The organism is Halomonas sp. BN3-1 (assembly GCF_003056325.1).
Classification (GTDB): Bacteria; Pseudomonadota; Gammaproteobacteria; order Pseudomonadales; family Halomonadaceae; genus Halomonas; species Halomonas litopenaei.
On sequence record NZ_PYVV01000002.1, the window covers coordinates 81906 to 104544 of the forward strand.

Here is a 22639-nt window from a genome sequence, read left to right on the forward strand (position 1 = left end):
CGCGGCGTCAGGATCAGGCGCGACAGCAGCAATCGTAAGTGTTGTTGTTGAACGTGCTAGCGGACCAGCCACTGCATCAGTTTGAGGACCTTGTGGGTGGTGCTGGTGTAGGGCGGTATCAACAGTTTCATGCTGTCGACAGGGCCCTGACGGTAGACCGGGCGCATCTTGGAGAAGGTGATGAAGCCGTCGCGGCCGTGGTAGTGACCCATGCCGCTGTCACCCACGCCACCGAACGGCAGGTCATGCTGGCCCACGTGCAGAAGGGCATGGTTGACCGAGACGCCACCCGACTGGATACGCTCGATGTAAAGGTCCACCAGCGCCCTGTCCTGGGAGAACGGATACAGCGCCAGCGGACGAGGACGTGCGTTGATGTAGTCGATGACTTCTTCTGGCTGGCGGTAGGTCTTGACCGGCAGCAGTGGGCCGAAGATTTCGCGCTGCATGATCTCCATGTCATCGGTCACGTCCAGCACCAGGTGCGGGGCGAACTTGCGGGTCTCAGGGTCGCTTGGCTGTTGCGACAGGGGAATCACCCGCGCGCCCTTGGCCCTGGCGTCCTCCAGGGTCGCCTCGAGTCGGGCGAAGGAGGCGTCGTCGATGATCGAGGTGTAGTCGGGACTAGAGAGGTCGGGGTAGCGGTGTCCGACGATGCCCTTGGCGGTGTCGACCAGGGCATCCACGCTACCTTCCGGGAGGAACAGGTAGTCCACCGTGGTACAGATCTGGCCGGCGTTGAGCAGCTTGACGAACAGGATTCGCCGAGCGGCCTCGGCCAGGGAGAAGTCCGGGGCGATGATTGCCGGCGCCTTGCCGCCCAGTTCCAGGGTGACCGGAGTCAGGTTGTCGGCGGCGTTGGCCATGACCTTGCGCCCGGTGGCGGTGGACCCGGTGAACACCAGATGGTCGAAGGGCAGGCGGGTGAAGTGAGGCCCCAGCTCGCCGTCGTCGGCGAAGAACTTGAGCTTTTCCTCGGGGAAGTAGTCGGGGCTGAGGTCGATCAGCAGTTGGGCCAGTCGGGGAGAACGATCCGACATCTTGACCAGCGCCCGGTTGCCGGCGGCGAAGATGCCGATCAAGGGGGCGAGGCTCAAGTTCAGCGGAAAGTTCCAGGGCACCAGTACACCGACGACGCCCAGCGGTTGCGGGATAACGCTGTTGCGTGCACCGAAGTAGAGGCTGTGGTCGACCCGCCGGCGCTGGGGCTTCATCCACGACTTCAGGTGCTTGATGGCGTCCTTGATATCGCCGAGCACCACCACGAACTCGCAGAACAGGGTCTCCTCGCGGGAGCGATTGCCGAAGTCGTCGCTGATCGCCTGGACGAACGCCTCCTGGTGGTCCTTGAGCATGTTGGCCAGGGCCTTGAGGTGGCCGATGCGCTCCCGGTAGCTTGGCACCGGCGCCGCCAGATAGGCGCTTCGCTGCTGGTGGAAGGACTGCTCAAGCTGATCGAGGATGCGGGGATCGGGTGACATCAGGGGGGCATTCATGCGTCGACTCCAGAGGTCGCGGTGGTCGTTGTGGCGGCGTCGCTGGCAATCAGGCCATGCAGGTCGCCGTGGCCGTCCAGCGCCGAGCAGGAGCCCGGCAGGGGCTTGGAAAAGTGGACGCGCGACACCTCGGCGGCCCGTCCTTCATCGAACACAGGCTCCTCTGCCCAGGCGTACTCCGCCAGGGCGAGGATGGTCAGCGAAGGGTTCACCCCCAGGTTGCCGGGAATCAGCGAGCCATCGATGACCCTCAGATTGTGGTAGCCGAAGGCGCGACCGCGATCATCGACGACGCCATCCTCGGCGCTGGTGCCGATGGCGACGCCGCCCATCAGGTGGGCGGTGCTGGGGGCGCCGGAGAGCACTTCGGTGGCCACGTTGCCGGCCTCGCCGCCACCGGCGGCCTCGACGAAGTGACGCGCCGCCTCGTGGGCGATGGGGAAGTAGTTCGACAGCGCCCGGTCATCCTTGTCCTGGTATACCGACCAGCCGGGCTTGAACATGGTGTACCAGGGGCGCTGGCTCTTCAGGTGGACGTAGGTGTCCCTGGTCTGCATCACCAGAAAGATGATCGAGTGTTTCGACTTGCCCACCGGGTTGAGCATTCGCAACGTGGTCAGCGGCTGGCGCAGGATATTGATCAGCATGCTGACCGAGCGCGGCACCTGACCATGGGTGTCGGTCAGCGGTACGGCGCTCTGCAGCGCGAAGGTGGCGTCGCCGTAGCGGGGGAAGCGGTTGATCTCGATACGGGTCTCGTCGTCGGGGTCGAACATCGAGGTGATGGTCGGGCCGTGGCAGATTTCCTGGGGCTGGCCGCTGGCGTCGGCGAACCTGGCGGTGTTGACGATCAGCGTCTCGGAGTTGGTGCGGACCTCTCGTCCCAGGCGCGATGACAGCCGGGGCAGGGTCTGGTCCTGGTCCCTGGCCTTGAGCAGCAGCGGGATGGTGCCGAATACGCCGGCGGACAGCACCAGGCCCCGGCAGCGCAGCCGGTAGGGCTTCTTGGCGAACCAGGCGGTGGAGGACTGCACCGTGATCTCGTAGCCGGCGCTGCCGTCGCGCTGTCCCTTGGCATCAGGCAGCGCCTCGATGCGCGTGACCTCACTCTCGGCGCGTATTTCCACGCCGTTGCGTTCGGCAAACCACAGGTAGTTCTTGACCAGAGTATTCTTGGCGTTGTGGCGACAGCCCATGGTGCAGCCGCCACAGTATTGACAGCTGTTGCGCTCGGGGCCGTCGCCGTCGAAGTAGGGGTCGCCTCGCTTGGCGCCGCTGGCGTCGTCGGGGTCCTCGGGAAACAGCACCCCGGTATTGACCGTCTGGTAGGTGTGTTCGCGGCCCATGCGCCTTGCGGTTTCCTGCAGCGCTTCGTCGGCGGCGTTCTCGTAGTGGCTCTTGGTGACACCGAGCATGCGCTGGGCCAGGCCGTAGAAGGGCGCCAGGCGTTGCTTCCAGTCGCCATGGACCCGGGTCCAGGACTCGGCGGCAAAGACCTCGTCCTTGGGGATCAGGTGCACATTGGCATAGACCAGCGAGCCGCCGCCGACGCCGACGCCGTGCAGGGCGGTGATCTTGCGGGTCAGGCTGATCTGCAGATTGCCGGTCAGACCGAGCCTGGGGGCCCACAGGAATTTTTTCAGGTTCCAGGAGTTGTCCGAAAATTCCTCGTCCTTCCAGCGCCGGCCCTTCTCCAGCATCAGCACGCGATGGCCCTTTTCCGAGAGCCTCAGCGCGCTCACCGAGCCACCGAAGCCGGTGCCGATGATGATCTGGTCATAGTCGAAACGGTCGTCTTGGCTGGACGTCATGGACTGGCCCCTCACGCTGTCGTTGTTGTCTACACCGAGCATAGTGAAGGCAGGGCCGAGCGGATTGACCGAAGGCGCGCGCTATTTGACAGATCGCGCAATATCGAGCGTTTCGGTCTTATGCTTTCGTCGCCATTGGGCCGGACTCTCGCCCATGATTCGCTTGAAGCTGCGGGTCAGGGCGCTCAATTGGCTGTAGCCAAGCAGGTCGGCGATCTCGGTCAGGCTCAGCTGGGTGTCGAGCATGTAGACCCGAGCGCTGCGCATGCGCACGCGATCGAGCAGCTGCTGGAAGCTCAGGCCGCGCTTGAGCAGGCGGTCCTGGAGGGTACGTGGTGGTACGTCCAGGGCCTGGGCCACGGCCTCCAGGCTGACCTGATCGAGCGGCAGCAGGTTGGTGATGATCCACTCCACCTTGCTTTCGATGTCGTCCCAGCGATGACGGTGCATCAGGGAGTTGATCAGGTGCCGCAGGGCCGGACTGCCTCCGGCGATGGCGTGGTCGAGACAGCTGCGGTCGAACACCAGGGTGTTCTCGGGATGATTGAAGCGCAGCGCCGAGTGCAGTTGCTGGGTGTAGGGTTCGAGGTCTCGTGGTTCCTCGCCGCACAGGTAGACGGCGCGCAGCTTGATCGGCTCGCCGTAGAGAAAGGTGAGGATGTTGTAGGCACCCATCAAGGTATTGTCGTTGTGCTGGCGCGATGGGGCGCTGCGCCCGGGCACACGATAGGTGAAGTGGTAGTAGGCCTGGTCATCGCGCTCCTCGAGACGCACATCGAGTCCTTGCACGTGGCGGCCGATTTCCTCGGCCACGGTGACCATCGCCTCGCGCAGGGTGGCGCACTGCTGGATCAGCAGGCCCACCATGCCCAGCATCGAGATATTCTGGTAGCGCCCCAGCAGCAGGCCGAAGTGACGACAGCCGCTCATCTGGGCACCCAGTTCGAGCAGGTCGATCTTGGTGGCCACCGGAATCAGGCGGTCCGGCCGGTCGAGGTAGTCCGGCGGCAACGACAGTCGTGCCAGCGCCTGGTCGGCATCGACACCCTGCTCGTCGAGCAGGGTACGGTAGCCGGTCAGGGCCGCGGCACGCACCATGGGCTGCATGGGGGTATCTCCGGGACAGGGTGAGATCAGTATATCGCTCTGTGCGCGGGGCCGCGCTTGGTCAAAAGATATAGATGCCAGGCGTCTAATATGCCGAAGCGGGAGGTGCTGGAATACGCCGGCGGCGCCCCGCAGGGCGCCGCCGATGATGGAGCGAATGTCGAGCTGCACCGAATAGGCGTCCCGGACTCAGCGATAGGTGTCCTTGAAGCGATCGCGCAGCTGATTTTTCTGCACCTTGCCCATGGTATTGCGCGGCAGGCTGTCGACGAAGAATACCCGCTTGGGCTGCTTGTAGCGGGCCAGCTTGTCGCTCAGCGCGGCGATGACGTCGGCCTCCTCGGGCGAGGCGCCTTCGGCGGGCACCACCACCGCGGTCACCCCTTCGCCCAGGTCAGGGTGGGGCAGGCCGATGACCGCGGATTCGGCGACGCCGTCCATCTCGTCGATATGCCCCTCGACCTCCTTAGGGTAGACGTTGTAGCCGCCGGAGATCACCAGATCCTTGTCGCGTCCGACGATCTGCATATAGCCTCGCTCATCGATCTGGGCCAGGTCGCCGGTGATGAAGAAGCCATCTTCCAGCAACTCCTCGGCGGTCTTCTCGGGCATCCGCCAGTAGCCCTGGAACACATTGGGGCCACGCACCTCCAGCATGCCGATCTCGCCCTGGGGCAGCGGCGTATGGTCACCACCCTCACGGTCGGTGATGCGTACCTCGACGCCGGGCAGCGGCATGCCCACGGTGCCGGCGATGCGATCACCGTCGTAGGGGTTGGAGGTGTTCATGTTGGTTTCGGTCATGCCGTAGCGCTCGAGGATGGCGTGGCCGGTGGCGGCCTCGAAGGCCTCGTGGGTCTCCGCCGTCAGCGGCGCCGACCCCGAGGTGAACAGACGCATGCGGGCGGTGGCCTCGCGGGTCAGGCGGGGATCCTTGAGCAGCCGGGTGTAGAAGGTCGGCACCCCCATCATGGTGGTGCCTTCGGCCATTTCCTCGAAGATGACGTCCGGGTCGAACTTCGCCAGGAAGCGCATGCTGGCGCCGGCCATCAGGATCACGTTGCAGGCCACGAACAGCCCATGGGTATGGAAGATCGGCAGGGCATGGATCAGCCGGTCGTGCTCGTCGAAGCGCCAGGCCTCGACCAGCGACTCGGCGTTGGAACCAAGATTGCGATGGCTCAGCATGGCGCCCTTGGAGCGGCCGGTGGTGCCGGAGGTGTAGAGGATCGCGGCCAGGTCATCCGGCCCGCGCTCGAGCATCTCGGTGACCGGTGTGGCCGCCTCGGCGGCCTCCATCAGGCTACCGTCGGCGGCGGTGCCCAGGGATTCGACTCGGGCGCCACCGCAGGAGGCAGCGACCTCGCGGGCGGCCGTGAGTGAATCCGGGCGGCAGACGAACAGGGCGGGTTCGGCGTCACCGAGGAAGTAGCGAATCTCCTCGCTGGTGTAGCCGGTATTGAGCGGCAGGTAGACTCCGCCGACCTTGAGGCTCGCCAGGTACAGAAGGATCGCCTCGGGGCTCTTGTCGACCTGGACGGCGACCCGGTCACCGGGCCCCACGCCGAGCGCGACCAGCGCCCCGGCGAGCCTGGCCACCGCTTCCAGCGCATCGCTGTAGCGGTAGTCACGGCCTTCGCGGGTGGTGATGAAGGGCGCGTCGCCACGCTCGGTCATGCGCTTTTCAAAGGTGGCAAAGAGGTTGTGATTCATGTGACGGGATCTCCCTTCAAGTGCTTGCGGGCGCGACGACGCTGGTCCCTGACCTGAGACGAGCAGGCCACCTTGCCTTCGGTGGTGTAGCGCTCATGGTTGCCTTCGATGTCGTCGAGCACGTAGAGATAGTTGACCATCAGTGAGCCGAACTGTGACAGCCCCCGGCGAGAGGTATCACCGAGCCAGTTGATGCGGTGCAGTTCGGCGCCATTGCCGAGATGGAAGCGGGCGACGGTATTCAGCGGAAGATTGCGCGCGTTGCGCTCCTTGGTGAGGTAGTGAGCGGCCAGCGGCTTGATCACCTCACCCAGGGCCTTGCTGCGCTCGGGGTCCTCGAGCCAGTCGTCCTGATCGAGCTCGGCCAGCAGGGCGCGGGTGTCGTCGTCGAGGCGACCGCGTTGGTCCTGGCGCTCGGCGTCCAGCCAGGCGCGAAAGCCGGGTACCGGTGACAGGGTGACGAAGTTCTTCAGCCGCGGCAGTTCCGACTTCAGCTCCTTGACCACCTGTTTGATCAGGAAGTTGCCGAAGGAGATGCCGCGCAGGCCGACCTGGCAGTTGCTGATGCCGAAGAAGGCCGCACTGTCGGCGTCTTCGGCCTCGATGGCCTCATGGTTGGCGTCCAGGATCGGCTGGATGCGCTCGGGCATGCCGCGGGTCAGGGCCACCTCCACGAAGATCAGCGGCTCGTCGCCGATGGCCGGGTGAAAGAAGGCGAAGCAGCGCCGGTCGCGGGCGTCGAGGCGCCTGCGCAGGTCGTTCCAGTCGCAGATCTCGTGCACCGCCTCGTAGCGGATGATCTTCTCCAGTACCGCCGCCGGGGTGTTCCAGTCGATCCGCTTGAGCACCAGAAAGCCACGATTGAACCAGGACGCGAACAGGTGGGCGAAGTCGGCATCGAGCGCCTCCAGCGCCGGGAAGGCCTTGAGCCGGGGCAGCAGGTCCTCGCGCATGCGCACCAGCTCATAGGTGCCGCCGGCGGTCAGGTTGAGCCGGCGCAACAGCTCCTGGCGCTCGGGTTCGCACGCCTCAAACAGTCGCTGCAGGTCGACATTGCCGCGACTGTCCCGGTAGCACTCGTAGGCGCCGTCGACGGCCTCGGGATCGGCACTGAACTGCTCGGTGAGGCACTGAAAGAAGCGCGTCTTCTCGTCTTCATCGAGGCAGCTGTAGCCGTCCAGGGCCTGGCCGGCCAGGGCGATGCTGGAGGCCTCGCCATCGCTTTCCAGAAGCTTGCGACAGGCGTCGATCACCTGGGTATGTTCCAGCGGCGGGCCATCGCCCCGGCGTCTTAGCAAGGCGTCACGCTGGGTGATACTGGAGAACAGTTCCTGCAGAAAGCTGAAGTTCATCGGGGACATCTCCTCGGGGCTGGGCCAGGTGGGAGCGGGCCTGGTGGCCCGCTGGTCACACGCGTCGGCGTCGGGATCATCCGGCGCTCTCCATGATCAGGTCCGGCAGCCAGGTGGCGATGCCCGGGAAGAAGCACAGCAGCACGATGCCGAGCACCATGCACAGGGCGTAGGGCAGGCTGCCGAGCAGGATGTCCTTGAGCGCGATATCCGGCGCGATCCCCTTGATGATGAACAGGTTAAGGCCCACCGGTGGGGTGATCAGGCCGATCTCCAGGTTGATGGTCAGGATCACCGCGAACCAGTAGGGATCGAAGTTGGCCGCCAGAATGATCGGCAGCAGGATCGGCGCGGTCATCACGATCACCGCCACCGGCGGCAGGAAGAAACCGGCCACCAGCAAGAAGACGTTGATGATCCCCATCAGTACCCAGCGATTGACCTCCAGTGACGCGATCGCCTCGGCCACCGTCTGGGTGATGAACAGCGACGACAGGGCGTAGGCGAAGATCTCGGCGCAGGCGATGATCAGCATGATCATCACGCTCTCGCGCAGGGCGTCGCGCATGATGGTGGTCAGCGGTTTCACCTGCCACATGCGGTAGACCACGATGGCCAGGGCGAGACACAGGAAGGCCCCGGCGCCGGCCGCCTCCGAGGGCGTGGCGACGCCGCCGTAGAGGGCGAACAGGATACCGCTGACCACCACCAGGAAGGGCAGCACCCGCACCAGCGCCTTCATGTTGGTCTCGACGTTTTTGGCGACGGTGTCCTTGAGCTCGCGGGCGGCGTCGGCGACGGGGCTGGGGGTGTCATAGCCACCGGCCAGCTTGCACGCGATCAGCGTCCAGGCCATGAACAACAGCGCCAGCATGATGCCGGGCAGGGCGCCGGCGATGAACAGCCGTCCGATCGAGGTCTCGGTGGAAATGCCATAGACGATCATGGTGACCGAGGGCGGAATCAGGATGCCCAGGGTGCCGCCGGCGGCGATGCAGCCAGCCGCCACGCCGTCGGGATAGCCGCGCTTGCGCATCTCGGGGATACCCAGCTTGCCGATGGCGGCGCTGGTGGCAGGCGACGAGCCGGACAGGGCGGCGAAGATCGAGCAGGCACCGATATTGGAAATGGCCAGTCCCCCCGGCACCTTGCCGAGCCACAGGTCCAGCGAACGGTAGAGGTCGCGGCCGGTGGGGGAGGAGGCCACTGCAGCGCCCATCAGGATGAACATCGGAATCGCGACGAAGCCGAACGACGCCAGGCTGCCGAAGAAGGTCTCGCCGAAGTAGGTCAGCTCGCTGACGCCCCGGTCCATCACCAGGGCGGCGAGGGACACGCCGCCGAGGGCGAAGGCGATGGGCGTGCCGATGGCCATCAGCACGAACAGGGCGGTAACGATAAGGATGCCACTGGTAACTGGATCCATCAGCGTGCTCCTCCCAGTATTTCCGCCAGGTACTGCAGCGCCAGCAGGGTCGAGCCCAGTGCCAGCGGCACCAGCGCCGGCCACAGCGGCGGATTCCACACCGTGCCGGTGGTCCAGCCTCCGTGGTAGGCCTCCAGCAGGTAGAGCCAGGAGCCGTAGGCCAGGGCGATGCAGAAGGCCAGGCCGCACAGCGAGGCGATCAGGTTCATGGCGCACTTGATGCCGCCCTTGAGCGCATCGGGCAGCACCGTGACCGCCACCTGGCCGCCGGTCAGCAGCACATAGGGGGCGCCCAGCAGCATCGCGCCGGTGATCGAGAAGATCGCGAATTCGGTCTGCCAGGTGGTGCTTTCACCGAGCAGGTAGCGCACGAAGATCATGTGGCAGACGGCCAGCACCCCTGCAAAGAGGGCGGCGCCGGCCACCACTGCCATAGCGATGGATAGCCGATCCATCAGCCGACAGAAAGCGCCCACCGGGCCGGAGGCATGTCGCCGGGAACCGGGGGCTGCGGGTGCAGAGACGTGGGGGGGAGAGTGGGACGGTGTGTGTGACATGGAGCCTCCGAGGTGACACAACAGCGACGAACGACGAGGCGCGGCCAGCGGCCGCGCCCACCTCGGTCTATTCCACCGCCAGGGCGGCGTCGATCAGTGCCTGGCCGTTGTCGACGTTCTCGGCAAAGCTCTTGTAGGCGCTCTCTTTCGCTACCTCGAGCCAGGCGTCGTAGTCTTCCTGGGACATCTGGACCACTTCGACGCCGTTTTCCTCGAACACTTCCACCATGGTCTGGTCGAGCTGGGCGGCCTGCTCGGCGAAGTACGCCTCGGCCTTCTCGCCAGCGTCGATCAGTGCCTGCTGCTGCTCCTCGTTGAGCCCGTTCCAGCTCTGCTCGGAGATCAGGATCGGCTCGTACATGAACCACAGGGCGTTCTCGCCTGGCGCCGTCAGGCAGCTGACCTGCTCGTAGATACGATAGGAGACGAAGGAACCCGACGAGGTGTTGGCGCCGTCGAGCACGCCGGTCTGCATGGCGGTATAGATCTCCGACGAGGGCATCGAGGCGATGGAGGCGCCGGCGGTGGCCAGCATCTCGTCGAACGCCGGGCCAGCCGCACGCATGGTCTGGCCCTGCACGGTGTCGGGCGAGGTGATGCACTGCTGGTTGGAGGCAAAACCGCCGGCCAGCCAGGCGTCGGCCAGCACGCGAGCGCCGGCGTCCTCGATCACCTGCTTGATCATGTCCATGAACTCGGAGTCGTTGAGGCGCTGGGCACGCTCATGATTGCGCACCAGACCCGGCATCAGGGTGGCCGAGAACTCGGGGTGGCGACCGCTGGCGTAGTCCAGCGGCAGCGAGGTCATGTCCAGGCGGCCGCGTACCAGCGCGCCCCACTGCTCCTTGGCCTTGAACAGCGACTGACCGGGATAGACCTGCAGGGCCAGGTCGACGCCGGCGGCTTCGACCTCCTTGGCCATCAACTGGACCATTTCGTCGCGCACGTCGCCCTGGCCACCGGGAAACTGGTGGGACACGCGCAGGGTGGTCTCGGCGCTGGCAATGGACGCGCTGGCGGTGGCGATGGCGGCGACGGCGAGAACAAGAGCTTGGCGTTTCATGGTGACTCCTCGAGGCGTTGTTGTTGTGATGATTGTTGTAGTGGGTGTTGTAGCGAGCGTGATGATCAGTGTTGTGGTGGTGGGATAAACGCGCCGAGGTCGGCGCGGGGGATAGAGGTCAAACATTTTTTATCTGCTATGATGTATACATCAATAGCCAGCATGTATATTCCTGTCAATTCGTAGGGCTTAGACCATGGTGGAGTGAGGGCGCCGAGGGGTCAGTCGCATCAGGACAGGATATGCTGGAACGATTCGAGTTCAGCCAAGGGACAGCCAGGGGACAGCCATATGAGCAAGAAGCCCTCCAACGCCCAGCGTCTGCGGGACTCTCTCGAGGACGACATCATCAATGGTCGGCGCACACCGGGTGAGCGACTGGACCCCGAAGAGCTGTGCCGGACCTACCAGGTATCGCGTACCCCGGTGCGCGAGGCCATCCAGCAGCTGGTGGCCAGTGGCCTGGTGACCGTCTACCCCAAGAAGGGCACCTTTGTCGCCAGGCTAGGGCTCGAGCGACTGATCGAGATGTTCGAGGTGATGGCCGAACTCGAGGGCATGTGCGGTCGACTGGCGGCGCGGAGAATCTCAGCCGATGAACTCAAGGCCCTGCGCGACGCCTTCGAAGGATGTCGCCGCGCCGGCGAGACCGGTGACAGCGACGACTACTACTACGAGAACGAAGCCTTCCACAGCGTCATCTATCAGGCCAGCCACAACGCCTTCCTGGCCGAAGAGGCCCAGACCCTCAAGCAGCGGCTCAAGCCCTATCGACGCCTGCAATTGCAGGTGCGGTCACGCATGCAGAGCTCGCTCGATGAACACCGTGAGGTGCTCCAGGCGATCGAAGCCGGTGATGCCGAGAGCGCCGAGCGCATCCTGCGTGACCACGTGCTGATCCAGGGCGAGCGCTTCAGCGACTTTGTCTCCAGCGTGCGCAAGCTGGAGGAGGGTGGGGGCGAGTCGCGACGCGCCACTGCCTCGAACTAGCCGGGCTCTGCCGTACCGGGATGGTGGTGTCGCAAGCAATGTCGCTTGACGACCACCACAGGCAGGGCCGAGGGTAGTCGGCATCCCACTTGCCAGCCTGAGGTAGCAGCCCATGTTTCCTGCCTTTTCCGGGCGCTATGCGTCCCTGCCCGATCGTATGCGCGCCGAGATGGCGCCCACCCCTGTGGCGGCGCCGCGTCTGCTGGCCTTCAATCGTCCGCTGGCCGAGGCGCTGGGTTTCGACCTTGACGCCTTCGACGCGACCCGTGCCGCCGAGGTGCTTGGTGGCAACGCCGTGCCCGACGGAGCGACGCCGATCGCCGCGGCCTACGCCGGGCATCAGTTCGGCAACTTCGTGCCACAGCTCGGCGATGGTCGGGCGATCCTGCTGGGCGAGCTAGCCCATCGTGACGGCGGCCTGCGTGAGGTCCAGCTCAAGGGCGCCGGGCGCACGCCCTTTTCCCGCGGCGGCGATGGTCGCGCGCCGATCGGGCCGGTGCTGCGCGAGTATCTGGTGTCAGAAGCCATGGCCGCACTGGGGGTGCCCACCACCCGGGCGCTGGCGGCGGTGGCCAGCGGCGAGCAGGTGGTGCGCCAGATGGTGGAGCCCGGAGCGGTGCTGACCCGGGTAGCCTCGAGCCATGTGCGGGTAGGCACCTTTCAGTACTTTGCCGCCCGCCGTGACAGTGAGGCGCTGTCGCTGCTGGTGGACTTCTGCATCGAGCGACACTACCCCGAGCTGGCCGACTTGCCCGAGGCCGAGCGCGCGCTGGCGCTGCTCGAGGCGGTGGTCGAGCGCCAGGCCAGCCTGGTCGCCCAGTGGAAGGGGCTCGGCTTTATTCATGGGGTAATGAACACCGACAACTGCGCGATCTCGGGGGAGACCATCGACTATGGTCCCTGCGCCTTCATGGACGCCTTCCACCCGCACAGGGTGTTCAGCTCCATCGATGAGCGCGGCCGCTACGCCTGGGACAACCAGCCGGCCATCGCCCAGTGGAACCTGGCGCGCCTGGCCGAGACGCTGCTGCCGCTGATCAGTGACGATCAGGAGCGAGCGGTGGCGCTGGCCACCGAGGCCATCGAGGCCTTCGCCGAGTGCCATGACGACGCCTGGACGGCGGTGCTGCGTGCCAAGCTGGGGCTCGGGGCTGAAGACTCGCAAGGCCAGCCGGAAAGCCGCTCGACCGATGGGCAGGGGGGGCAGGTGGCAGACGAGGACCTGGCCCTGGGCGAGGACTTCCTCAAGGCCATGGAAGAGGGCAACGCCGACTTCACCCTGAGCTTTGCCCATCTGCCCCGGGCGCTGGCCGGCGATGAGGCAGCGCTTGCCGAGGGCTTCGAGCGCAGTGGCAGGCTCGAGGCCTGGCTGCCGCGCTGGCGCGAGCGTCTGGCCCGTGAAGGCGTCGCCGACGAGGTCGTCGGCGCGCGCCTGGCGGCGGCCAACCCCCAGGTGATACCGCGCAATCATCTGGTCGAGAAGGCCATTCGCGCCGCCATCGATGACGACGACCTGAGCGTATTCGAGACGCTGCTCGCCGCCGTGACCCGGCCCTACCAGACCCCGGACGATACCAGCCTGCTGGCCCCGCCCGGGCGCGACGAGCGGGTGCTCAGAACCTTCTGCGGTACCTGAGGGGCCCCACCGTCGCCGCCGGTGGGCTGCTCGCCAGCAGGACTTACGCCGACAGAACTTTCGCCAGCAGGGCTCGCGCCGGCTACTGCGGTGCCTGGCTGGCCTGCAGGGTGCGCGTCAGCAGTGCCCGCAGGGCGGCCGGGCGCACCGGCTTGAGCAGCAGCTGGTAGCCGCCGCGGCGGACCTCTTCGGCCACCTCCTCGGTGCGGTCGGCGGTGATTACGATACCGGGCACCGCGCCGGTCAGGCGCTCGCCTAGGGCGTCCAGCGCCATCAGGCCGGTGACCTCGTTGTCCAGGTGATAGTCGGCGAGGATGGCGTCGGGGTCGTCGTCCAGATGGCGCAGCACCGACTTGGCGCCACCGATGGAGGTCGCGGTGAACACCTCGCAGCCCCAGCCCGACAGCATCGCCTTCATGCCCTCGAGGATCAGCGACTCGTTGTCGATGCACAGGATGCGCTTGCCGTCGAGCTTGCTGGCGACCTTGCGCGCAGGCCGGGAGTCGGTGTCCTCGGCCGGGGCCTTTGCCTCGACCCTGGGCACGCTGACCGAGAATACCGTGCCCACGCCGACCCAGGAGCGCACCCGGATGGGGTGGTCGAGTACCCGGCTCATGCGGTCGGCGATGGACAGGCCGAGGCCCAGTCCCTTCTCGCTTTCCTTGTGGCGCGAGGCCTGATCCAGGCGACGAAACTCCTGAAAGATCTCGGCCTGCTTGGCCTCGGGGATGCCGGGGCCGCTGTCCCATACCTCGATCAGCAGGCGCTCACCGCGCCGGCGAATGCCCAGCAGCACCCGGCCCTCCTGGGTGTAGCGGATGGCGTTGGACAGGAAGTTCTGGATGATTCGGCGCAGCATCTGGCTGTCGCTGTCCACCCACAGGGCCGACCCCACCACCTTGAGATCCAGGCCGCGGTCTTCGGCCATCACCGCAAACTGGGCCTGCAGCGGGCGCAGGATGTCGGTCAGCGCAAAATGGCTGCGTCTGGGAGTCAGCGCGCCGGCGTCCAGCTTGGAGATGTCCAGCAGGGTGCCGAGCAGCTCTTCGGCGGACTGCAGCGAGCTGTCGATATGGCCGATGGTGCGCTTCATGTCCTCGGCGCCCATGTCCTGGGACAGCGCCGAGGTAAACAGCCGCGCCGCGTTGAGCGGCTGCAGCAGGTCATGGCTGGCTGCGGCCAGGAAGCGCGTCTTGGAGGCGTTGGCGTCTTCGGCCACCTGCTTGGCCTGGCGCAGGGCCTGCTCGGCCTCGGCGCGTACCCGGTTTTCCTGGCGCAGCGCGGCGTTGGCTTCGGACAGGGCCAGGGTGCGCGAGCGTACCCGCTCCTCCAGGGTCTCGTTGGTTTCCTTGAGGGCGATCTCGGCCCGCCGGCGTTCGGTGATGTCCTGGTAGAGCGCGAAGAAGCCGAGGATCGCGCCGCTGTCGCCGAAGTGCGGAGTATAGGTCACCAGCATGTAGCGCAGGCCTTCGTTGGTGATCTCGAGCGACACCTCGAAGCTGACCCTTTCGCCACTCAGGGTGCGCTGAATCCAGGGAATGCGCTCCTCGGCCATGGTCTCCGGAATCACCTGGGTCACCTTCTTGCCGATGACCTCGTTGCGGTTGATGTTGAAGGCCTGCTCGTAGGCACGGTTGGTAAAGAGGTAGCGACACTCCCGGTCGAAGTAGGCGATCAACGCCGGCACGTTGTCGGTATAGATGCGGATATTGTTTTCCGAGCGGATCAGCGCTTCTTCGGTGCGTTTCTGCTGGGTGATGTCCTGATAGGTGTAGACGAAGCCGCCACCGGGCATGGGGTTGCCCTGGACCTCCAGCACGCTGCCGTCCTGGCGATATCGCACGTAGCGGTGGGGCTGGCCCTCGCGGATGTTGTCGAGCAGCAATTCCACGTGCTCTTCCGGGTCGCCGGGGCCGTACTCGCCGTTATGGGCGTTGTAGCGGAAGATGCGGTCGATCGGGGCGCCGACACGGATCAGGTGGTCAGGGAAGCGGAAAAGCTCCAGATAGCGCTGGTTCCACACCACCAGGCGCAGGTTCTGATCCACCACGCTGATGCCCTGGTTGATGTTCTCGATGGTGGCCTGGAGCAGGGCGCGATTGAACTCCAGCACCTGGGAGGCCTCATCGACGATGGAGATGACGTCGGAGATGCCGATGCCACGCCCCTGCAGCGCCGAGTTGACGACGATCCGCGCCGACGAGGCGCCCAGCACCGAGGCCAGAAAGCGCTCGGTGAACTGGATCACGTCGATGGACGCTCGGGCACTGTCTTCCAGCGCCTTGCCGTTGCGCCGGGCGTAGTCCGAGAAGGCGCGGTCGACCTGGCCGGCGCTGAGGAAGCGCTGGCACAGCACCTTCAGGTCGCCGACCGTGGTAGCCCCGGTCCAGGGGCGATTGACCGAGGTCTGGCGGGTCTCGACGCTGTCGACGAACAGCGACGCCTGAATCCGTTCCACCACCCGCTGAGGGGTTACCTGGGAGACAAAGATGTAGGCCACCAGGTTGACCCCCAGCGACAGCATCACGCCGTGGGTAAAGCTGTCACCCACGTGCAGGCCGAACAGCGAGGTCGGTGACAGCCAGGCGATCCCCAGCGGCCCACCCTGGAGCCAGCCGGAGGGCAATACTCCGGCGTTGATCATCGCTGGCAACAGCAGGGTGTAGGCCCAGATGGCGAAGCCCGCGTTCATGCCGACGATGACCCCCAGGCGATTGCCGCGCTTCCAGTAGAGCCCGCCGATCAGCGCCGGGGCGAACTGGGCGGCGGCGGCAAAGGACAGCATGCCGATGGAGGCCAGCGAGGTGAATTCGCCGATCAGCTGATAGAAGCCATAGGCCATGGCCAGGATCACGGCGATGGTAATGCGCCGTGCCCGCAGGACCAGGCGGCCGTAGTCGCGGGCCTTGGTGTCGAACCAGCGCATGCGGAACAGCGCCGGGATGACGATCTCGTTGGAGATCATGATCGAGACCGCCACGGCGGCGACGATGACCATGCCGGTGGCGGCGGAGAAACCGCCGATAAAGGTCAGCAGGGCCAGCCAGCTCTGGTTGGCGGCCATCGGCAGCGACAGCACATAGGTATCGGGTGATACGTCGGTGCCGGCGAAGATGGTCAGGCCGGCGGCGGCCAGCGGCAACACGAAGAAGGCGAACAGCACCAGGTACAGCGGGAACATCCAGCGCGCGCGGGCGGCGTCGTCGCGGTGGGTGTTCTCCACCACGGTGACGTGAAACTGGCGCGGTAGACACAGGATCGCCAGCATGGCCAGCAGGGTCTGGGCCCAGAAGCTCTGGCCGAAGTCCTGCTGGGCCAGTTGCCGCTGCAGCTGCAGGTGGGTGTCGGCCCGGGTCATCAGGTCCTGCAGGCCATCGAACATGCCCCAGGTGACGTAGGCGCCGAGGATCAGGAAGGCCACCAGCTTGACCAGCGACTCGAAGGCCACCGCGTGGATCAGGCCCTCGTGGTGCTCGGTGGCGTCGGTATGGCGGGTACCGAACAGGATGGCGAAGATCGCCATGACGATGGCCACATAGAAGGCGGTGTCACCGAACAGCGGCGCCTGGGTGATGTCGGAGGCGTCGGTGAGCACGGCAAAGGACGTGGACACGGCCTTCAACTGCAGGGCGATGTAGGGCAGGGTGCCGATCAGCGCGACCAGGCTGGCGAAGGCCGCCAGAGACTGGGTCTTGCCGTAGCGAGAGGCGATGAAGTCGGCGATCGAGGTGACGTTCTGATGCTTGGCGACCCGCACCATCTTGGCCAGTACCGGCCAGAACAATAGAAGCGTCAGCACCGGACCGACGAAGATGCTGGCGAACGACCAGCCGGAGGTCGCCGCCTGGCCCACGGCGCCGTGGAAGGTCCAGGAGGTGCAGTAGATCGCCAGCGCCAGGCTGTAGACCAGCGGGCGACGATGGCTGGCCCCCAGGTGGCGTGCACGACGATCGCCGCGCCAGGCGATGGCGAACAGCACGGCGATGTAGAGCAGTGAAACAGCGATCAATAGCCAACCGGCAAACATGGGCACCTCCTCGACGTCAGCGGCCATTCTAGGGCATTGGCGGCCTGCTCGGCAGGGGCGCAGCGTGGTTGCCTCGATTCGGGCGCCTGAAGCGCGAAGCATTGACGGAATTTTGCGCCATCAAGGGAAAGGCATTGCCTTGTCTCAAGGCCTTGAATCGCGACTAAGGTGGATTGCACCTTTGTAGTGATAGACCATCGGCTAATATTCCAGAAAAGTTTATAAGTTGCTGAAATATTTGATGTAACGATTTCTTTGGTGCGGTGCATTTATGCTTTTCGACTAAAGTTATCGTTCCAGGAAAGACCATTTTGTCTAGTCTGCTTCTCGAGCCTTTGTGTCGTCTTTGCGGCGGCATTTGGCGATCAAACCACTTCTTGAGGGTAGCCTTATGCTAGACAAGAGCGCACAGGCCTACTGGAAACGAAACATACGAACCATCCTCGGCTGTCTGGCCGTATGGTTCATCGTCTCCTATGGCTTCGGCATTCTGCTGGTGGATGTACTCAACAATATCCAGTTCTTTGGCTTCAAGCTCGGCTTCTGGTTTGCACAGCAGGGATCCATCTACACCTTTATCGTGCTGATCATTTTCTATGCCTGGAAGATGAACAAGCTCGATGAAGAGTACGACGTCCACGAACAGTGACACCCGCAAAATAACGTCAATGAACGGGAATTGATTCCATGGATGTACAACTACTTACCTATATATTTGTAGGGGCGTCCTTCGCGCTCTACATCGGTATCGCGATCTGGTCGCGTGCCGGGTCTACCAAGGATTTCTACGTCGCCGGCGGCGGCGTCCACCCTGCCGCCAATGGCATGGCTACCGCAGCAGACTGGATGTCGGCGGCTTCCTTCATCTCCATGGCGGGTCTTATCGCCTATCTGGGTTACGACGCCTCGGTCTACCTGATGGGCTGGACCGGTGGCTACGTCATGCTGGCCATGCTGCTGGCGCCTTACCTGCGCAAGTTCGGCAAGTTCACGGTGCCAGACTTTATCGGTGACCGTTACTACTCGAATATCGCCCGTACCGTGGCGGTCATCTGCGTTATTTTCGTGTCCTTTACCTATGTCGCCGGTCAGATGCGCGGCGTCGGTATCGTCTTCGCCCGTTTCCTCGAGGTCGAGGTCAATCTGGGCGTGGTCATCGGCATGGTCATCGTGTTCTTCTACGCGGTGCTCGGTGGCATGAAGGGCATCACCTACACCCAGGTGGCCCAGTACTGCGTGCTGATCACCGCCTTCATCGTGCCGGCGGTGTTCCTGTCGATCATGATGACCGGCCACGTGCTGCCGCAGACCGGGCTCGGTGCCACCTTCGTCGATGCCGCCGGCAACGACAGCGGCCAGTACATTCTCGATCGTCTCGACGGTCTGCTGACGGATCTGGGCATCACGCCCTACACCGACGGCAGCCAGCCGATGATCAACGTGTTCTTCATCACCGCCGCCCTGATGTGCGGTACCGCGGGTCTGCCCCACGTCATCGTGCGCTTCTTCACCGTGCCTCGGGTGCGTGACGCCCGGGTCAGCGCCGGCTGGGCGCTGGTGTTCATCGCACTGCTCTACACCACCGCTCCGGCGGTCGGCGTGTTCGCCCGCACCAACATCATCGAGACGGTACACGAGACCAGCTACGAAGAGGCACCGGCCTGGTTCAAGAGCTGGGAAGGCGTGGGCCTGATCGGCTGGCTCGACAAGAACGACGACGGTCGTGTGCAGATGGGGCCGGGCGCACCGTTCGAGGGCAAGCCGACTTTCGAAAGCGGCCCGCTGGAAGAGGAAACTCCTGGCGAGCACGGGCAGCGGGTGGTGACCAATACGCCTACCGACAGCCCCAACGAGGTCTATATCGACCGCGACATCATCGTGCTGGCCAACCCCGAGATCGGCGGCCTGCCGGCCTGGGTGATCGCCTTGATGGCCGCCGGTGGCGTGGCCGCGGCGCTGTCCACCGCAGCCGGTCTGTTGCTGGTGATCTCGGCGGCTGTGTCCCATGACCTGATCAAGAAGCAGATCAATCCCAACCTCAGCGAGAAGGGGGAGCTGCTGGCGGCGCGTAGTGCTGCTGCGGTGGCGGTGGTGGTAGCCGGCTACTTCGGCATCAACCCGCCGGGCTTCGTGGCCCAGGTGGTGGCCTTTGCCTTCGGTCTTGCTGCCTCGTCCTTCTTCCCGGCGATCCTGCTTGGCATCTTCGACAAGCGCATGAACCGCGAAGGGGCCATCGTCGGCATGGTGCTGGGTCTGAGCTTCACCTTCATCTACATCGTCTACACCAAGTTCATCAACACCGATCCTTCGATCTGGTGGTTCGGCATCTCGCCGGAGGGTATCGGTACCCTCGGCATGATCCTCCACTTCGTTGTGGCCTTCGTGGTCTCGCGGGCAACCGCGGCACCGCCGGAGCACATCCAGGAACTGGTGGAGAACGTGCGTGTGCCGAGAGGCGCGGGTGAGGCCCACGCTCACTAGAGCGGGCCATCAGGCAGGGGCGTCGGCCCACCATCCGTCGCCCCCTGCCAGACGACAACACTCCCCGACCCCGGCCTCGCCGGGGTCGGTCATGGAGCAGACATGATCGACATCGACTTCACTCATCCACCGTTTTCATTGCTCGACGAGGCCGAGCGCGAGCGGGTCCTGGGCGGGCTGGATATCGCCTACTACGGGCGGGATGACGTGATCCTCGATGCAGGGCAGTCCGGCGAGTTCGTCTTTGTGATCCACAAGGGCGAAGTCGCCGAACTGGACCCGGCCGAGGGCCCCGCCGGGGGGCGCATCGGCCACTACACCGGGGGCGATCTGTTCGGTGCCATCAGCGTGATCAACGGCCAGAGCCGTTACCGCTTCGTCGCCGAAGAAGAAAGCCTGTGTTATCTGATGCCGCACACCTTGTTTCTGTCGCTGTGCGAGAACAACGCCGCCTTCTCGGACTACTTTCACCAGCGCCTGATCAGCAAGACGCGCTTGCTGGCCGAACGTCGCGCCGAGGGCGGGGTCACCCTGGCCGGATTCATGCTCGCCCGGGTGAACGAGTGCATGCGTGAACCGCTCAAGGTCGGCTCGACGACATGCATTCGCGACGCCGTGCTGACCCTCAAGGACAAGGGCGCCGACAGCCTGCTGGTCGAGACGCCCGATGGTCCTGGCATGCTGACCAAGACCGACCTGCTCGAGGCCCTGGTGCTGGAGGGGTGCGACGGTAATGCCGAGGTCGGTGGCATCGCTCATCTGTCGCTGGTGACGGTGGACGAAAGCCAGTACCTGTTCGAGGCACTGATCGAGATGACCCGCCACAAGGTGGCCAGGGTGGTGGTGCTTCAGGGCCAGCGGCTGATCGGTGTCGTGGAGCTGACCGATGTGCTCAGCTTCTTTTCCAGCCGCAGCTACGTGGTCAGCCTGCAGGTCGAGCAGGCGACGACCCTGGCCTCGCTCAGCGAAGCAAGTCAGCGTGCGCCGGAGCTGGTCGAGGCGCTGATGGCCCAGGGGGTACGCATGCGCTTCGCCATGGGCATGCTGTCGGCGCTCAATGGGCGCATCATCAGCAAGGCCTGGCACTTCTCGATGCCGGCCCCTCAGCGCGAGCGCGCCTGTCTGCTGGTGCTCGGCAGCGAAGGGCGCGGCGAGCAGATCCTGAAGACCGACCAGGACAATGCGCTGATCCTGGCCGATGACCAGCAGTGGGACGAGCTCAGCGCAGATACCGCGCGGTTCACCAGCGTGCTCGACGATCTGGGCTATCCGCGCTGCCCGGGCAACATCATGGTCTCCAACCCCCAGTGGGTCGGCACCCTTGCGCAGTGGCGCGCGCGCATTCGTCGCTGGGTCAGCGAACCCGACGGAGAAAGCCTGATGCGTCTGGCAGTGCTTGCCGACGCCTCGGGGGTGGCCGGTGACTTTGCCCTGGTGGACCGACTCCACGACGTGCTGATCGAAGAAACACGGGGCAATGAACTGTTGCTGACCCATCTGGCGAGGGGGGTGTTGCGGTTCTCGACGCCCTTGACCCTGTTTGGAACGCTGAAGAAGCCCGAGCACGGCGTCGACATCAAGAAGGGCGGCATTTTTCCGATCGTCCATGGTGTTCGCACCATGGCGCTGGAGTGCGGGCTGCGCGAGACCTCGACCCACGACCGGCTGGCGGCGCTGGCGTCACTCGGTCGCATCGAGCGAGTGGTGGCGGAGGATCTCGGCGAGGCGTTGTCGCTGTTCTGTGAGCTGCGGCTTCGGGCGCAGCTGGCCTACCGGCGCGACGATGCCCGGGCCACGGACGCCCCGGACAGGGTGGTGGTGCAGTCGCTCAATTCGCTGGAGCGGGACTTGCTGCGCGAGGCGCTGCACCTGGTCAAGGAGTTCAAGGCCAGCCTGTCCCACCGCTATCACCTGGAGTATGCATGAGTGTCGAGGCAGCCCCCCAGGGCAAGCTGCCTTGGCGTCAATGGTTTCGCTTGGGAGAGTACCCGATGCTGAGAGCGATCAGGCGTGTGGCCGACAGGCGTCGGCAGGCCGATGGCGATTTCGCCTGGCTGTTCAATCCCTATACCGGCGATGAGCTGGTGTCCCTGGACTGCGAAACCACCGGTCTGGATACCCGTCATGCGGAGCTGGTGTCCATCGCTGCGGTACGCATTCGTGACGATCGCGTCTTGACCAGCGAGTCGCTGGACCTGCGGCTCGCGCGTCCTGCCAGCCTGAGTGGAGACTCCATCTGCATCCATCGCCTGCGAGGGGTCGACCTGGAAGGCGGCCTCGAGGTGCGCGAGGCCTTGACGACGCTGCTGGAATTTATCGGCAATCGCCCATTGGTCGGCTGGTGTATCGACTTCGACCTGGCCATGCTGGATCGCTACCTGAAGGCGGAGTTTGGCTTCTCGCTGCCCAACGCCACCATCGACGTGGCCCAGCAGTACCGCAAGCGGCTGCGCCGAAGTCACCCGGAAATCGAGGTGCAGCCGACCTTTGAACAATTGGCAGAGCGACTGGGAGTCCCGATCATGGGACGCCATACGGCCCTGGGCGACGCCGTCACCACGGCGCTGATGCATCTGCGCCTGGAGAGCGGGGCACTCACGGCGTCATCGCGCTGACCCGTTGCCGTCATCCGCGCTGACCCGGTGCCGCCCGCACCGGCAACCATTCACCTGCAAGGAGATCCTGTCATGAGTCTGCACGCCATGTTGACCCTTCTCGAGCCCACGCTGCTGGCGCTGGGCCTGGTCTCGGTGCTGGTGGCCTACCTCCAGTACTATCGCCGTACCCGGGACCTGTGGGGCATGGTCAAGTTCTGGGAGAAGCGACTGACCCTGACCGTGCGCGAGTTTGGCTGGCAACGTGCCGGCATCCTGCTGCTGTTGCTGGGCGTGGTGGTGCGCTATCTGCTGGCGCTGAACGTCGTCTAGGGCCTGGCTGACAGGCACTTGCGTTCTTCGACTTGCCAGACCAGACCAGGCCA

General features: G+C 64.9%; 16 protein-coding genes. 7 read left to right on the forward strand and 9 right to left on the reverse strand.

The window, feature by feature from the left end; genetic code table 11:
- Window positions 1-56: 56 nt before the first annotated feature.
- The 8 genes from C9F12_RS03745 to dctP form a co-directional block, all read right to left on the reverse strand.
- Entirely contained in the window at window positions 57-1496 is a 1440-nt protein-coding gene (locus C9F12_RS03745) for a coniferyl aldehyde dehydrogenase (RefSeq protein ID WP_108448038.1), read from the reverse strand.
- Window positions 1493-3307, reverse strand: coding sequence for a GMC family oxidoreductase (locus tag C9F12_RS03750; protein ID WP_108448039.1), 1815 nt, complete (start codon window positions 3305-3307; stop codon window positions 1493-1495). The genes C9F12_RS03745 and C9F12_RS03750 overlap by 4 nt, the downstream gene beginning before the upstream one ends.
- Before the next feature lie 81 nt (window positions 3308-3388).
- Entirely contained in the window at window positions 3389-4414 is a 1026-nt protein-coding gene (locus C9F12_RS03755; protein WP_045992169.1) for an AraC family transcriptional regulator, read from the reverse strand.
- Between the two features lie 189 nt (window positions 4415-4603).
- Complete coding sequence (locus C9F12_RS03760; RefSeq protein ID WP_108448040.1) at window positions 4604-6127, reverse strand: malonyl-CoA synthase; 1524 nt, start codon at window positions 6125-6127, stop codon at window positions 4604-4606.
- On the reverse strand, window positions 6124-7479 hold the full coding sequence (locus C9F12_RS03765; protein ID WP_108448041.1) for a malonyl-CoA decarboxylase: 1356 nt from the start codon (window positions 7477-7479) through the stop codon (window positions 6124-6126). The genes C9F12_RS03760 and C9F12_RS03765 overlap by 4 nt, the downstream gene beginning before the upstream one ends.
- Before the next feature lie 76 nt (window positions 7480-7555).
- Entirely contained in the window at window positions 7556-8905 is a 1350-nt protein-coding gene (locus C9F12_RS03770) for a TRAP transporter large permease (RefSeq protein ID WP_108448042.1), read from the reverse strand.
- Complete coding sequence (locus tag C9F12_RS03775; RefSeq protein ID WP_197037048.1) at window positions 8905-9462, reverse strand: TRAP transporter small permease; 558 nt, start codon at window positions 9460-9462, stop codon at window positions 8905-8907. Before C9F12_RS03775 ends, C9F12_RS03770 begins: the two co-directional genes overlap by 1 nt.
- A 67-nt stretch (window positions 9463-9529) precedes the next feature.
- Window positions 9530-10525, reverse strand: coding sequence for a TRAP transporter substrate-binding protein DctP (dctP, locus tag C9F12_RS03780; protein ID WP_108448043.1), 996 nt, complete (start codon window positions 10523-10525; stop codon window positions 9530-9532).
- A 291-nt stretch (window positions 10526-10816) separates the two neighbouring features.
- On the opposite strand from dctP, the gene C9F12_RS03785 reads away from it, so the two are divergent.
- Together C9F12_RS03785 and C9F12_RS03790 are read left to right on the forward strand one after the other, a co-directional pair.
- On the forward strand, window positions 10817-11515 hold the full coding sequence (locus tag C9F12_RS03785) for a GntR family transcriptional regulator (protein WP_108131312.1): 699 nt from the start codon (window positions 10817-10819) through the stop codon (window positions 11513-11515).
- 112 nt (window positions 11516-11627) lie between these two features.
- Window positions 11628-13151, forward strand: a complete 1524-nt coding sequence (locus C9F12_RS03790; RefSeq protein WP_108448044.1) for a protein adenylyltransferase SelO — start codon at window positions 11628-11630, stop codon at window positions 13149-13151.
- 82 nt (window positions 13152-13233) lie between these two features.
- On the opposite strand, the gene C9F12_RS03795 is transcribed toward C9F12_RS03790, so the two are convergent.
- Entirely contained in the window at window positions 13234-17178 is a 3945-nt protein-coding gene (locus C9F12_RS03795; RefSeq protein WP_045992161.1) for a NahK/ErcS family hybrid sensor histidine kinase/response regulator, read from the reverse strand.
- A 391-nt stretch (window positions 17179-17569) separates the two neighbouring features.
- Here C9F12_RS03795 and C9F12_RS03800 point away from each other — a divergent pair, with 391 nt between their 5' ends.
- The 5 genes from C9F12_RS03800 to C9F12_RS03820 all read left to right on the forward strand — a co-directional run bounded on the left by C9F12_RS03800 (window position 17570) and on the right by C9F12_RS03820 (window position 22586).
- Entirely contained in the window at window positions 17570-17827 is a 258-nt protein-coding gene (locus C9F12_RS03800) for a DUF4212 domain-containing protein (protein ID WP_045992160.1), read from the forward strand.
- Window positions 17828-17865: 38 nt separating this feature from the next.
- The gene (locus C9F12_RS03805) at window positions 17866-19659 is read left to right on the forward strand and encodes a sodium:solute symporter family protein (protein WP_108131315.1); all 1794 of its coding nucleotides are present in this window, start codon (window positions 17866-17868) and stop codon (window positions 19657-19659) included.
- Between the two features lie 102 nt (window positions 19660-19761).
- The gene (locus tag C9F12_RS03810) at window positions 19762-21585 is read left to right on the forward strand and encodes a DUF294 nucleotidyltransferase-like domain-containing protein (RefSeq protein WP_108131316.1); all 1824 of its coding nucleotides are present in this window, start codon (window positions 19762-19764) and stop codon (window positions 21583-21585) included.
- Complete coding sequence (locus C9F12_RS03815) at window positions 21582-22274, forward strand: 3'-5' exonuclease (protein WP_345840267.1); 693 nt, start codon at window positions 21582-21584, stop codon at window positions 22272-22274. Before C9F12_RS03810 ends, C9F12_RS03815 begins: the two co-directional genes overlap by 4 nt.
- 72 nt (window positions 22275-22346) lie before the next feature.
- On the forward strand, window positions 22347-22586 hold the full coding sequence (locus tag C9F12_RS03820) for a hypothetical protein (protein WP_239452527.1): 240 nt from the start codon (window positions 22347-22349) through the stop codon (window positions 22584-22586).
- The last annotated feature ends 53 nt before the right edge of the window (window positions 22587-22639 follow it).